Here is an 11,975-nt window from a genome sequence, read left to right as displayed (position 1 = left end):
TTCAAGCGGGGTGTGGCGCAGCTTGGTAGCGCGCTTCGTTCGGGACGAAGAGGCCGTGGGTTCGAATCCCGCCACCCCGACTCAGAAACGGCTGGTAACAGCCGTACAGAGCAAGTCTGGGCTGTGTGCTTCCGGACTACAGCGTCAGGGCATCGCCTCGGCCCACGCGGTATGTCCCTCGAAGCCAAGTGATCTGGACACGTCGCGGTAGCGATCTCTGAATTGCGCGTAGCCCTCGGCGTCGCCCTGAGCGCGCGCCAGGAGTGCGTGTAGCCGCAGCAGCCAGACGTCGCGTATCACCAGCCCCTCATCGGCTGGCGCGGCCGCTAACCGCTCGATTGCGGCTTCGGCTTCGGCTACGTAATCGTCGGCGCCGCGGTCGAGCAGTGTCTCGACCAGAACGCCGGTCGCGGGAATGCCCCACGCCAGCAGCTGTCCGCCGCGGAACAGATGGTCAACGGCGGCGCGCGCCAGTGGTATGGCGCCATCGCGATCTTCACGCCGAGCCCGCTCACGTGCCAAGTAGAGATTGATCATCGGCACCTCGGCCAGGTTGTGCCCGCCGCGCACGAACACCTCACCAACCTCGGCCAGCAGCTGGTGTCCGCGGTCACGCTCCGCATCAGTGTCGCGGTGGATCAGCGCCATGCCCATCGTCGCCCGCGCATTCGACACCGCGAGATCGTCGCCGGATCGTTCGGCGATCCGTACGGCATCCTCGATCTCGCGCACCGCGGAATCGTCGGGCCGCAGCGCGCCCGTCGCTATTCCCGGAAAATAGGCGTAGGCGACGACCATGGCGTAGGACAGGGAGTCGACGCTGCGGGCCATGGCCAGGCCCTGCCGCAGGTCGTCGTGCCATCCAGGACGACCCAGGAAATACCGGCCGACACCGCGCATGGTGAAGGCGAGCGCTAGCGGAGACCCGACAATGAAGTTGCCTTTCGCCGGGTCACCGTCGGCCAGGTCGATGACCGTTTGTGACCACCGCTCCACGTCATGGGCCTCGATGCGTTCCGCCTTGGCGTAAATCGCCGGCACTGACAGGCCCACGGTGAAGGCCGCATCGCCGATCGACTCGATGAGGGCCCAGGCTTCGGTTGCCAGCTGCGACGCCTCACGCATCCGGTCCCGATACGCGTGATCCATTACCAGCCCTGCCATGGCGATGGCCAGTGAGGCCTTGTCCCCGGCGGCCGCACACAACTCCCGCAGTTCGTCAAAGCGGTCACCGGCAACATTCACGTGGACTCGCCAGGCGATCCCGCACAGCATGGTCCGCGGAACGATGCGCAGGGCAGCCCGGCTGGGGTCGTTGGCGGGTAATGCGTCGGCGATCGTTTGGGCGCGTTCCCAACTTTGTCGCGCCGCGGTGACGTCGCGGTTGGTCGCCCACGTAGCCGCGCGCATGTGCCAGCCGTAGGCGGCGTGCCCATCACCGGCGGCCTCCAGATGTTCGGCAATCAAGGCCGCATTTTCATCAGCCGAGGCTGGGTCACGCACTTCGATCGCGGCTGCCACGCGCCGGTGTAGTTCGGCCCGATCCGATTTGAGCTGTGACTCATAGGCCACCGTGCGAATCAGCGGATGGTGAAACCCGTACTCGGGATCTCCGGTGAACCTCACCTGATCGATGAGTTCGGCCGTCAGGAGGTCCTCGACAACGGGTTCAATACCAAGCGTTTTCAGCAGGTCCGGGCTGAACTTGGAGCCGATGACCGCCGCCGCGCCGAGGGTGCGTTTCGCTTTGGGGTTCAGCCGGTCGATGCGGGCCGCGATGGTGGCCTGCACGGTTGCGGGCATGCTGACGTCAGCCACATCGGCCATCAACAGGTAGGCGCCGCGGTGGCCGCTCAGTACACCGCGCTCGCCCAGCTCACGGACTATCTCCTCGGCGAAAAACGGGTTACCGGCAGCCCGTTCGGCGATCATGGTCGCCAACGCCCCGACCGAGGGGTCCGGCCCGAGCAGCTCCGAGACCAACGCTGCGGTCTCTGAATCGCTCAGCGCCGCAAGGGCGATGCTCGGAGCACCGGGCACATTGCGCAACGCGCCGCGATATTCGGGGCGGTAGCTAATCAGCACCAGCGAGTGCGTCTGCGGGATCACCGCCACAAAGTCGGCAACCATCGATTCGCTGACCTCGTCGATCCAGTGCACGTCCTCAATGATGTAGACCAACGGGGTTTGGCGGGCCAGCGACGCCGCATTGATCAGCGCAGTCAACCGGCGGCGTCGCGCATCCGGATCGATTTTGGGCAGCTCCACCTCGGGATCGGCGATCCCCACCAGGTCATCGAATAGCAACACGTCCTCGGGATCGGCATCGGGGATTTCGGCTCGCACCTGCGCACGGGCGGCCGAGGCGTCCAGATCAGCCACCCTGGTGGCGGCACGCAGCAACTGCGCCACGACGTAGAACGGGACGTCACTGGCGTGCGATTCGCACACTGCGCTGAATACCTCGATGCCCCTGGCCGCTGCCATTGCGGCAACCTCACGCACCAGGCGGCTCTTGCCGATGCCCGCTGAGCCGGCCACGCCCACCACCGCGCCGTGGCCCTCGATGGCGCGCTCCAGCAAGCCTTCAACGGCGGACATCTCCCAGCGCCGGCCAACCAGAGTCGCCTCGGCACGCCCGGCAACGCGATGTCGGTTGCCCATGCCCAACAGCCGACGAGCGGGCACCGGTTCCTGGGCACCCTTGATCCGAACCAAGTCCGGCTCGCCGAGCTCGGCCGCGCCCTCAACGAGGCGCGCCGTGGACGCGCTGAGCATCACCCCACCCGGCGGTGCCACCGATTCCATCCGCTGCGCCATGCCGACTTGTTCGCCCACGGCGGCGTAGCCGAACTTGCCCGAACCCAGGCCGCCTGCCGTCACCTCACCGGAGTTCAGCCCGACCCGCAACAGCAACTCGATACCGTCGCGCTCGCCGACATCGGCGGCAAGCCGCTTCGCCTCCTCCTGAATGCCCAAGGCGGCAAGGCAGGCACGAACGGCGTGGTCTTCCAATGCGACCGGCGCGCCGAACACCGCCATGATCCCGTCGCCGGTGAACTGTGTCACCGTGCTGCCGTAACGCTGCACCACCGTCGCACAGCGTTCGGCGAGGTCGGTCATGATCTCGCGCAGCCGCTCCGCACCGACCGCGGCGGCGATGTCCATCGAGTGAACCACGTCCACGAACAGCACTGTGACTTGCTTGTACTCCGCACGGGTGTCCTGCTCCGTGACGGGTGTACCGCAGCCGTCACAGAATCGCGCACCCTCACGCGCCTCGATGCCACACTTGCGGCACGCGATCGCTGCGGTCATGAGACCCTCCGCCGCTCGTGGACCCCAGCATTCGCAAGGGGTTCTCAAAGGATTCTCAAAGAATAGGCCGGTGGAGGGCCCAAAGGTCAATCATCGCAACGATCAGCGCCATATCCGTCAGCCGCACGGGCGCACGAACTATGGCGTGCGCTAGAACCAGACCCTGCGGCCGGCCACCGGTCGGCCGACGGCGCCCAGGATCCACAGGATCACACCGACGATGATCAAGATGCCGCCGATTGTGTACAGGATGCTCAGGCTGGTGAAATACCCGATCACTAGCAGGATGATGCCCAAGATAATCATGGCGCCCCCTCTGTTGAACGCTGTCTAATAGCTGGTCAAGATCGGGGTACCCCGTCCAGCCGCGTCCAACCGCTTACCCGAGGTGCCAGCGAGTCAGCGCGAAGAACAGGGCGATCCATACACCGGACACCGCCAGGCCGGCGATCGCCAGTCCACGGCCCTTTTCCTGGGAGTCCATCTGGACCAGTGCGGCGATGCCGAGGATCACGCTCAACCACACCGCCCCGACGATGCCGAAGGCCAGCGCTGCCCTGGCGTAGACGTGGGCCGAGTCCGCCGGCACGGCGCGCGCAATGGGCCCGGTCTGGTAAGTGGTGGTCATCGGCCTACTCCCTTTCGTCGTGGACGGTCGTCAAAGAGGTTCCCGGCCGCGGCTTGGAAGGTTCTAAAAGGATTCTTGGAGCCGCTGACGGAGGCGAAAGCGCACCCTGGTGCCACCCCGGGGCGCCAGCATGATGGAGCGTCGCACGATGCGCTCGGGCGCTTCGTCGACAGCGCTGAATTCGCCCTCGCGCAACAACACGTGCAGCACGGTGATGAGTTCTCGCATCGAGAACGCAGCACCGAGGCAGCGTTTGACCCCACCGCCGAACGGGACCCATGCGTAGGTCTGCGGCCGGGTACCAAGGAATCGCTCGGGGCGGAACTCGTTGGGGTGCGGGTAGATATCGCCGTTGCGGTTGATGGCGATGATATGGACGACGATCCGCGTGCCGGCCTCGATGCGGTAACCGCCGATGACGCAGGGTTTGGCGGCCACCCGTGCGGTGAAGGGTGCGGGCGGCCGAACCCGCAAGGTCTCGTCGATCACCGCCGTGGTAAAGGCTTCTTCGCCGCTCACGGCCTCCTCGCGCACCCGCTGCAGGGCATCGGGATGGTGCAGCAGCAGATCGAATACCCAGGCCAGCGTGGTCGCGGTGGTTTCGTGGCCGGCCAGCATCAATGTGATCAGATCATCGCGAATCTCGCTGTCGGACAGTCCTTTTCCGTCGTCGCCGCGCGCGCACATCAGCAACGCCAGAATGTCGCGTTGCCCGGACAACCCCGGATCGCTGCGACGTTGCGCGATCAACGGCATCACCACGTCGTCGATCTCGGCGTTGGCCTGGGCCCGCTGCGGCCAGACCCGCAACGTGCCCAAGCGGCGCAGGGCATAGCGAACCGTCAATTGCTCTGAGACACCGAGGTTTAACAGTCGCTCGAAGGGCCGGCCCAAGCGCCGCACCTCATCCGGGTCGTCGACGCCGAAGATGACTTTGACGATGACGTCGAGCATCAGCGACCGCGCGGCCGCCAGCATCTCGAACGGCCGGTCAACCGGCCATGTGCGCATCGCCGCACGAGTTGACTCCTCGATTATCGGCACATAACCGCTCAGCGCGGCGCCGTGCAGCGGGGGCGTCAGCAGCTTGCGCCGTCGCAGATGTTCTGGCTCCTCCTGCACGAACATCGACCCGGATCCATAGATCGCCGCCGCGGGCCCCACCCCGGCGCCGCCCAGCAGGACATCGGCCGGAGCAGTGAAAACCTCCTTGACCAACCCCGGGTCGGACACGATCGCAACATCACCCAGGCTGAGGATCGGCATCGTCATGATCGGCCCATACCGACGGATCAACCGCAGCATCCGGCGCTCGCCACCCACCAGGTAGGCCACCGCATAGGCTGCCGCGAAGGCGGCGCGCAGCCCGTGCGGAGCCGGTAAGCCGGGCGGACGCCGCGAATCGGGAAGCGTCACAACAAGTGACGGTACTGCAGCAGACCCCGCCCTAGACGCAGTCGGCGCAGATCATGCGCCCTCCACTGGAGCTGCGCAGCCGGCTGCGATGCTGCACGAGGTAGCAGCACGAGCAGGTGAACTCGTCGGAGCGTTGGGGTATCACGGCAACCGTCAGTTCTTCACCGGACAGGTCGGCGCCGGGCAGGTCGAAGAACGGGGTGTCATTGGGATCATCGTCGATGACTGCGGTGGTCAGCTTGGGCAAGTTGGGCGTAAGTTCGCGCATGACCGACTTGTCCCCTTGGTCGGCGTCGGACACGCGGCGTGCGTCGTAATCGCTAACGGTCGACATGGTGGTTCCTTCCTGCTGACTCACCGGGTCAGTGGTCAACCCGTGGGTCAGTCAGTACCCCGTTAACGCGCAGGCCACACCTATCAACGTTAAGAAATCCCACACACGCTCAGCACGCTTGCGCCAAGTGCCGATGCGGCTACTCTGACGGATTTAGCGGACGCGCTCAGCGCGCGGTGAATCGCAGCCCGTGCCAGCTGCTCGAAAACGAACCGACGGACACCGCTTCATGGGCCACCCGGCGCTGGCTGTGCGATACCCACGCCAGCCCGAACCACGGCGACATGACGGCCAGCACCAGCGAAACACCGGCCACGGCAGCATGGCCGGTAGCCAGCGCTATCAGTCCCACTACCAGGCCGATCGCCCAGACACCCGCCGCAATCAAACCGGGGATACTGACGCCACTCTGGTCGGACTCGCCGGCGGCTACGCCATTTGCGGTGTAATGCATGGTCACTCCCAGCGAGACGATCAGGATGCGGGCCGACGGCGTCGGCGCATGGCAGTCACTGTATCCCACAGACATTATTTCTGCTATCAGTTATTTTGCCCGACTTCCCAGCAACTGCCTGGCGCTTACCCGATCGCCACCCGGCCCAAACGGGGCGACACCCGCAATGCATAACCCCCGACCAGCACGGGTACTAGAGGGCGGTGAGTGACACCGCGCTGCTGGTCATCGACATGTTCAATGACTACGACCATCCCGACGCCGAACAGCTGGCCAACAGTGTGGCTGCCATCATCGATCCGCTGGTCGCCCTGATCAAAGATGCCGACGGCCGCGACGACGTCGACGTCATCTACGTCAACGACAACCGCGGCGACTTCACCGCCGACCATCACGCCATCATTTCGGCGGCGCTGGACGGTGAACACCCCGAGCTGGTCGAGCCATTGGTGCCACAACCGGGCAGTCGGATAATCACCAAGGTCCGCCACAGCGTCTTCTATTCGACCGCCCTGGACTACCTGCTGGACCGCCTCGAGGCCAAGCGCCTCGTGCTGGCCGGACAGGTGACCGAGCAGTGCATCCTCTACAGCGCCCTCGACGGCTACCTGCGCCACTACGAGGTCGTGGTCCCGCCCGATGCGGTCGCGCACATCGACGAGGAGCTGGGGGCGGCGGCGCTGAAGATGATGGAACGCAACATGAGCGCCGAATTGCTGCCGACCGCGCACTGCCTGCGCTGAGACTTACCGACAAGGAAGGTGCCCGATGACCGAACGCAAGCCTGAGAAAGCGGAGTCCGATGTGGAATCCGAGCGGCACGAATCGAAGTCGCGCGAGGGTCGCGAAGAGTACGTCGGACGCACCGCGGCCGACGACGCCTTCGACGCCGGCCAAACCGGGGCCGAGGCGCGCAGCCAGGACGGCTGATCTCAGCGGTGCAGGTCGACGGCGAGCGGCCGATGATCTGAGATCGGCATCAGCTCGGCCGCCGTCGCACCCGCGCGCAGGTCCCGGTCGTCGGTCAGGATGTGGTCGAGCTGACGGTCGGGGGCCTGCGCGGGAAACGTTGTCGCGGTGGCCAGCGCACGCATACCCGACCAGCGGCGGACGGCCGCGGGCGTGAGGTTCAGGTCCCCGGTGAGCACTCGCGGGCCGGGGAGCCCGCGCAGGGCGTGCACCAGTCGGCGCAGCTGCCGCCGGTTCCAGCCCGGCACGAACGACAAGTGGGTATTAGCGACCGTCATCGGGCCCAGCGGGGTCTGCAACCGCGCGATGACCGCCGTCCGCGGCTCCTCGTCGACGACCATCACCTTGTCGGGCCCGGGCAGATACATCGGGAACCGCATGGGGATCCGCGGTAACCGCACCACCTGCCAACTGGACGCCGGGAAGCGCGACAGCAACGCTATTCCGTAGCCCGCGGTGCCGGGTTGCTCACTGCCGGTGGCCGCCATCCAGGTCGCCCCGGGAGTCCCTGATATCGCGGCGACGAACCGGTGCTCGACGGCACCCATGGCTTCGGCGGCCGCCGCGGTGAGATCTGCCCGACCCGACCGCGGCTGGTCGCAGTCCACCTCTTGTAGGGCCAGCACGTCGGGGTCCAGCAGTCGCACGGCATCGCAGAGCCGCTGCAGGTCCACTCCGTTGCCTACGGTACGACCGTGCAGGATGTTGAAGGTCGCCACCCGCATGGCTAGCCAGCCTTAGTTGCGCCGTCCGGCCAGGCGGCCCAGCTCGGCCAAATCCCGCTCAGCGTGGCTTTGCCGTATGTAAATGCTCAGGTCGGCCACCCGCTGTGCGTGCCGGCCGTCTTCGGTCAAGGGGCCCGGCCCCAGTGCCCGGCCGGTGCGGGTAATCGCCTCGTCGACCGCGTTTTCCACCACGGCGCGCACCCGTCGAGCTAGCAATTGAGCGGTACCGGTCCGATCGAACGGGTCGGCGTCGATCTGCTCTGCCGCGCGGGCGAGCATCGCCTCGCCGGCGGTCAGTGCGGCGTCGACGGCCCCCAGGTGCGCGAGCGCGTACGCGTCAGCCGATTCGCTTCCCGCGCACCGATACAGCGGATCGGCGACTCGTCGTGCGCCTCCGAGCCAGCACGCGGCGACGCCGACCGCACCGTGCCAGAACCCGGGCCGGCTCGTGTAGTCGCCGGGGTCACCGACCAGGACCGCGAGCGCGTTGGTGAACTGCACCGGCCGGGTGTCGCTGCCTGCCATGCCGGAGTTCCACCAGGTGCTCGGCAGCGGTTTGATGCCAGGGTCGGTGACGGTCAGCGCGAACAGACCCCGCTCGTCGCGATGACCGCCGATAAACGCGCTCACCAGCGCGTGGGAGCAGAATCCGGCTCCCGAACACCACACCTTTGTGCCGGTGAGGGTGAACGCGTCGCCGCTGAGGTGGGTAGCCGTAAGCACGGCGTCCGGGGATTCGGCGGCCCAGACGCCCCAAAGTTGCTCAGAACTTGGTGGTTTGCCGCCCAATTCGTTCAGGATTGCGACGGCATCGACATGTGCTTCGGCAATGCGGGCCGCCGAAATGTCCTCATGGGCCAACTCGGCCAGTTGTTGCAAACGCTTTCCGGTGCACCCCGAAGCGGGCAGCGGCAAGTCCAGTCGGCCTGTGTCCAGCCAATGCCGCACCAATCCTGCCGTCATGCGGACCTCGTTCCCGGGCCGGCCGGCAAATCAGTGTGCGCCGAAATCATCGCGGCAACCTGGTCGTAGGAAAGCGACACTGCGGTTGACATGGGCTGTTAATTGCCCGGTTTCGCCACGCACTAAACGATTGTCCGCCGCTCTTCGGATAGTCAGGTTGCCATCAGCAAAGGCTGGGTATGCCCTAGCCAACATGACTGCCACGTCAACAACGGCCCCAGCCGTGGACACCGACACGCGCTGTACGCAGCTACGCGAAACGCTGCGTATCGCCGCGTCGGCTTTCAAAGAGCACGGACCACGGTTCGCTTTGGCGGGCAGCTACGCGCTGTGGGCTTATGGCGCACCAGAACCCAACCACGATGTCGATTTCGTGGTCGCCGAGTCCGACGTGCCGGCCGCTGTGGCCACACTTGAAAAGACGGGATTCCGGATCGAACGTCCACCCGAAGATTGGCTGTTCAAGGCGTGCAGCGGCGACACAGTGGTCGACGTGCTGCACCGAGTCAATGGATTGATCGTCGAGCCCACCACCCTGGATTGCGCCGAAGTTCGCGTTGTGCAAGCGATTTCGATGCCGGTGTTTCCGCCGACTACGGTGTTCATTCAGAAATTGCGTGCTCTTACCGAGCACTATTGTGACTTCGCCAAACTGCTTCCCGCGGCACGGGCGATCCGAGAACAACTGGACTGGGATCGGATCGCGGTCGCGACCGGCGACAGCGATTTCGCCGTCGCGTTTCTGGTGTTGGCCGACAGGCTTGGGCTGCGGCGGTGAATAAAAGGCCCCAAGGCGGGTACCGCACTGCACTATGGAATCCCATCCCAGCCGGGACGAAGAGCTCAAGAACGTCGTCGACGAGCTTCAGGACGGCGTCATCGAAGAACGCCGGGAGCAGAACGTACCCGGAAACGTGGCCGAGCGCCAACAACAAGCCCGCACGGAAGTGTCCGAGCAGGAACCTCCGGACTGACCTGCAGGACTGAGTGAAATCAACTCGAATTGTAAAGCCCCGCAGCGCAAAAGCGCTGCGGGGCTCCGGTGAGGGCTCGACTAGATAGCGCCACCCCGGGCGTTGGTCGTGTTGGGAATTGGTCCGGCGCTTGGGCGTACATCGCCGCGGCGCTTCAAGCCCGCGAGGCCCAGCAGGCCGAGCAGGCCGGCAAGTCCCCACAGTCCGGTGTTGTCGTCATTGTTGTTGTTATTGTTCGTGCCGTTATCGGCCAGCGTCGTCGTCGTAGAAGCTGGGGTTGGCGCATCAGTCGTAGCGTTGGCAATGCCAGCGCCACCGAATAGCAGTGCGCCGGTGGCAGAAATCACTGCAATGGTCCTACGCATTGTTCCTCCAAATTTTTTGCGGTCGTCAAAATAGACATGACCAATCGGGAGAAGGACCAGTGTGCTCTAGTCCCTCGCGAGCGCGACGCGAATCCAGGGCATCTGCCCCGTACCGCCGCCGCAGTAGGCTTACCCGGGCTGCTATCGCGGAAACATCTTCGGACACTTGCATTTCGCGGTGTGCCGCTGCGCCTCAGTGATTGCGCAGTTTGGCGACCAGTTTCCCTTTCGTCAGGCTCGAATAGCCGGACATGCCGAGTTCCTTGGCTCGCTTCTTCAGTTGCGGCACGGTCCAGTCCTCGTAGGAACCTGACTTGCCGCCCTTGCGTCCGACTTTGGACTTTCCCTGACCGGCCGCTGCGTTGGAGATTCGCGCTGCCTTCTCCTTGGAGTCGCCCTTCTTCCGTAAGTCTTCGTACAGCTTTTCGTTCTTGATCGATGAATTCGGCACGGTGGCCACCTCCTATCCGTGATGCAATGCCGCAGCCAGAGTGCCCGGTTTGGTACACACCAAACCGGGCAGGACCAGCGCCCAGGTGCCGCGTGACATCACACGGCCTCTCCGGTCGGCGAAATAATCTGCCGGACAGGACCTTTCACGTGATCGGAGATCAATCGCCCGGCCAGTGCGGTCACCGCGTCCGTTGCCCAGGCCGCCAGCCCCTGCTTGTCGTTGCACGTGAGCGCCTCGAATGCTTGGCGGGCGACGTTGGCCGGCTCACTGTCGGCTGCGCGTCGCACCAAAGCGATTAGCAAGTCGGTGAAGCTGGCGGCATCGTCTGCTCGGGGCATCAGCGCGGTGATCTTGACCCCCGAGTCCCGCACCTCGTCCTGCAGCGTCGCGGCGAACGCCTGCAGGAAAGCTGCACTGGCCGAGTACACCGCCGCATCCAGGCCCGGCATCGGGGCACCCGGCGATGCCGTCAAGATGATCCCGCCGCCGCCACACACCTCCATCTGACCGGCCTGCAGCCGGGCCAGCAGCATGGTCCCGCGCACGCTGGCGTCCACCACATCCAGCGCGCAATCGAGCGTACCGTCCAGGCATAACGAGTCCCCCACCGATGTGGTGAGGGCGGCTGCGCTGACGGGTCGACGCGCGGCCATTACACGCCGGTGCAACAGGTACGCGTTGTCGGCACAACACAAATCGACCTGCACGGCTTGAACGTCGGTACCGAAGACACTGAGCGCGGCTGCCGCGGTGTGTATTTCGTCGTAGCCGTCGGCCACGACCAGGTCATAGCCGCGTCTGGCGAACTGTTCGGCCAAGGCGAAACCCACGCCACAGCTGGCACCGGTGATCAACGCAAAGCTGGCTGTCATTAGCAGTCCTTAGTTTCGTGTCGCAGCGCGGTGCTACCCAAGCGCCGTTCCCGTCAAACATTTCCGTGACCGCGACTGCGGATGTTTTCGCAAAGTGGCTAAGGCACGGAGCCGGTATCGCCTTCCCGTTTCATGCCACGCGAACCGGGAACACACAGCCGCGAAGGAAAACGACAACGAACGGAAAAAGTGATGAGCGACGACAAGAGTGGTCCCGCAGAAGGCGCAAAAGGCGTTGTTGAGGGCGTCAAGGGTAAGGCCAAGGAAGCTGTGGGCACTGTTACCGGCAGCGACGACCTGGTCAATGAAGGCGAGGCGCAGCAGGACAAGGCGGATGCCCAGCGTGATGCCGCCAAGAAAGAGGCACAAGCCGAATCAGCGCGCGGCGGCGCCGAAGCCGCCGAAGAGCGGCAGAAGTCCAACCAGTAGACAACCAATAATCGTTGACCTCCCCTCCTGCGGCCCCGGCCCATCGCCGGGGCCGCAGGAGCGTCAAACCCGCT

At 65.1% G+C, this 11,975-nt stretch carries 16 protein-coding genes and 1 tRNA gene; 6 read left to right on the top strand and 11 right to left on the bottom strand.

Features of this window, described 5'->3' with window-relative positions; genetic code table 11:
- Window positions 1-6: 6 nt before the first annotated feature.
- Window positions 7-80: transfer RNA gene (locus tag AWC27_RS10155), tRNA-Pro, on the top strand.
- A gap of 64 nt (window positions 81-144) precedes the next feature.
- Here the strand turns inward: AWC27_RS10155 and AWC27_RS10150 are convergent.
- The 6 genes from AWC27_RS10150 to AWC27_RS10130 all read right to left on the bottom strand — a co-directional run bounded on the left by AWC27_RS10150 (window position 145) and on the right by AWC27_RS10130 (window position 6,225).
- Complete coding sequence (locus AWC27_RS10150; protein ID WP_085670363.1) at window positions 145-3,318, bottom strand: ATP-binding protein; 3,174 nt, start codon at window positions 3,316-3,318, stop codon at window positions 145-147.
- A 150-nt stretch (window positions 3,319-3,468) separates the two neighbouring features.
- Window positions 3,469-3,624 carry a hypothetical protein gene (locus AWC27_RS30015; protein ID WP_139801919.1) on the bottom strand — a complete coding sequence of 52 codons (156 nt, stop codon included), beginning with the start codon at window positions 3,622-3,624 and terminating at the stop codon, window positions 3,469-3,471.
- A gap of 73 nt (window positions 3,625-3,697) precedes the next feature.
- Window positions 3,698-3,946, bottom strand: coding sequence for a DUF4190 domain-containing protein (locus AWC27_RS10145; protein ID WP_085670362.1), 249 nt, complete (start codon window positions 3,944-3,946; stop codon window positions 3,698-3,700).
- Window positions 3,947-4,009: 63 nt separating this feature from the next.
- Entirely contained in the window at window positions 4,010-5,362 is a 1,353-nt protein-coding gene (locus AWC27_RS10140; RefSeq protein ID WP_139836880.1) for a cytochrome P450, read from the bottom strand.
- 31 nt (window positions 5,363-5,393) lie between these two features.
- Window positions 5,394-5,696, bottom strand: a complete 303-nt coding sequence (locus AWC27_RS10135) for a DUF4193 domain-containing protein (protein ID WP_085670399.1) — start codon at window positions 5,694-5,696, stop codon at window positions 5,394-5,396.
- Between the two features lie 166 nt (window positions 5,697-5,862).
- Window positions 5,863-6,225: a hypothetical protein gene (locus AWC27_RS10130; RefSeq protein ID WP_245846975.1), complete on the bottom strand. Its 363-nt coding sequence runs from the start codon at window positions 6,223-6,225 to the stop codon at window positions 5,863-5,865.
- Between the two features lie 128 nt (window positions 6,226-6,353).
- On the opposite strand from AWC27_RS10130, the gene AWC27_RS10125 reads away from it, so the two are divergent.
- Both AWC27_RS10125 and AWC27_RS30930 read left to right on the top strand, forming a co-directional pair.
- Window positions 6,354-6,893, top strand: a complete 540-nt coding sequence (locus tag AWC27_RS10125) for a cysteine hydrolase family protein (protein ID WP_085670361.1) — start codon at window positions 6,354-6,356, stop codon at window positions 6,891-6,893.
- A 25-nt stretch (window positions 6,894-6,918) separates the two neighbouring features.
- The gene (locus tag AWC27_RS30930) at window positions 6,919-7,080 is read left to right on the top strand and encodes a hypothetical protein (RefSeq protein WP_169726749.1); all 162 of its coding nucleotides are present in this window, start codon (window positions 6,919-6,921) and stop codon (window positions 7,078-7,080) included.
- Between the two features lie 2 nt (window positions 7,081-7,082).
- Here AWC27_RS30930 and AWC27_RS10120 read toward each other — a convergent pair whose 3' ends face one another.
- Together AWC27_RS10120 and AWC27_RS10115 are read right to left on the bottom strand one after the other, a co-directional pair.
- The gene (locus AWC27_RS10120; RefSeq protein WP_085670360.1) at window positions 7,083-7,844 is read right to left on the bottom strand and encodes an endonuclease/exonuclease/phosphatase family protein; all 762 of its coding nucleotides are present in this window, start codon (window positions 7,842-7,844) and stop codon (window positions 7,083-7,085) included.
- Between the two features lie 12 nt (window positions 7,845-7,856).
- Window positions 7,857-8,807: an acyl-CoA dehydrogenase family protein gene (locus AWC27_RS10115; protein WP_085670359.1), complete on the bottom strand. Its 951-nt coding sequence runs from the start codon at window positions 8,805-8,807 to the stop codon at window positions 7,857-7,859.
- A gap of 193 nt (window positions 8,808-9,000) precedes the next feature.
- Between AWC27_RS10115 and AWC27_RS10110 the strand changes: the two genes are divergently transcribed.
- Window positions 9,001-9,585, top strand: coding sequence for a nucleotidyltransferase family protein (locus AWC27_RS10110; protein ID WP_085670358.1), 585 nt, complete (start codon window positions 9,001-9,003; stop codon window positions 9,583-9,585).
- A gap of 34 nt (window positions 9,586-9,619) precedes the next feature.
- Entirely contained in the window at window positions 9,620-9,781 is a 162-nt protein-coding gene (locus AWC27_RS30925) for a hypothetical protein (RefSeq protein WP_169726748.1), read from the top strand.
- Between the two features lie 80 nt (window positions 9,782-9,861).
- Here the strand turns inward: AWC27_RS30925 and AWC27_RS10105 are convergent, their stop codons facing one another.
- The 3 genes from AWC27_RS10105 to AWC27_RS10095 all read right to left on the bottom strand — a co-directional run bounded on the left by AWC27_RS10105 (window position 9,862) and on the right by AWC27_RS10095 (window position 11,472).
- A complete protein-coding gene (locus AWC27_RS10105; protein ID WP_085670357.1) occupies window positions 9,862-10,146 on the bottom strand; it encodes a WGxxGxxG family protein in 285 nt (94 codons plus the stop codon).
- A 193-nt stretch (window positions 10,147-10,339) separates the two neighbouring features.
- Window positions 10,340-10,597 (bottom strand): DUF7218 family protein, encoded by a 258-nt coding sequence (locus AWC27_RS10100; RefSeq protein WP_085670397.1) that lies wholly within the window; start codon window positions 10,595-10,597, stop codon window positions 10,340-10,342.
- A gap of 98 nt (window positions 10,598-10,695) precedes the next feature.
- Complete coding sequence (locus AWC27_RS10095; protein ID WP_085670356.1) at window positions 10,696-11,472, bottom strand: SDR family NAD(P)-dependent oxidoreductase; 777 nt, start codon at window positions 11,470-11,472, stop codon at window positions 10,696-10,698.
- Window positions 11,473-11,664: 192 nt separating this feature from the next.
- Between AWC27_RS10095 and mbp1 the strand changes: the two genes are divergently transcribed.
- Window positions 11,665-11,901 (top strand): microaggregate-binding protein 1, encoded by a 237-nt coding sequence (gene mbp1, locus AWC27_RS10090; RefSeq protein ID WP_085670355.1) that lies wholly within the window; start codon window positions 11,665-11,667, stop codon window positions 11,899-11,901.
- Window positions 11,902-11,975: the final 74 nt, after the last annotated feature.

The sequence above is a fragment of the Mycobacterium szulgai genome, assembly GCF_002116635.1.
GTDB classification, from domain to species: domain Bacteria; phylum Actinomycetota; class Actinomycetes; order Mycobacteriales; family Mycobacteriaceae; genus Mycobacterium; species Mycobacterium szulgai.
This window is presented reverse-complemented; position numbering and strand designations above follow the sequence as displayed.

Coding starts and splice junctions, on each gene's coding strand:
- AWC27_RS10115 (WP_085670359.1), bottom strand. CDS start 8,807: ATGACGGCAGGATTGGTGCGGCATTGGCTGGACACAGGCCGACTGGAC.
- AWC27_RS30925 (WP_169726748.1), top strand. CDS start 9,620: ATGGAATCCCATCCCAGCCGGGACGAAGAGCTCAAGAACGTCGTCGAC.
- AWC27_RS30930 (WP_169726749.1), top strand. CDS start 6,919: ATGACCGAACGCAAGCCTGAGAAAGCGGAGTCCGATGTGGAATCCGAG.
- AWC27_RS10120 (WP_085670360.1), bottom strand. CDS start 7,844: ATGCGGGTGGCGACCTTCAACATCCTGCACGGTCGTACCGTAGGCAAC.
- AWC27_RS10150 (WP_085670363.1), bottom strand. CDS start 3,318: ATGACCGCAGCGATCGCGTGCCGCAAGTGTGGCATCGAGGCGCGTGAG.
- AWC27_RS10105 (WP_085670357.1), bottom strand. CDS start 10,146: ATGCGTAGGACCATTGCAGTGATTTCTGCCACCGGCGCACTGCTATTC.
- AWC27_RS10095 (WP_085670356.1), bottom strand. CDS start 11,472: ATGACAGCCAGCTTTGCGTTGATCACCGGTGCCAGCTGTGGCGTGGGT.
- AWC27_RS10130 (WP_245846975.1), bottom strand. CDS start 6,225: ATGTCTGTGGGATACAGTGACTGCCATGCGCCGACGCCGTCGGCCCGC.
- AWC27_RS30015 (WP_139801919.1), bottom strand. CDS start 3,624: ATGATTATCTTGGGCATCATCCTGCTAGTGATCGGGTATTTCACCAGC.
- AWC27_RS10145 (WP_085670362.1), bottom strand. CDS start 3,946: ATGACCACCACTTACCAGACCGGGCCCATTGCGCGCGCCGTGCCGGCG.
- mbp1 (WP_085670355.1), top strand. CDS start 11,665: ATGAGCGACGACAAGAGTGGTCCCGCAGAAGGCGCAAAAGGCGTTGTT.
- AWC27_RS10135 (WP_085670399.1), bottom strand. CDS start 5,696: ATGTCGACCGTTAGCGATTACGACGCACGCCGCGTGTCCGACGCCGAC.
- AWC27_RS10110 (WP_085670358.1), top strand. CDS start 9,001: ATGACTGCCACGTCAACAACGGCCCCAGCCGTGGACACCGACACGCGC.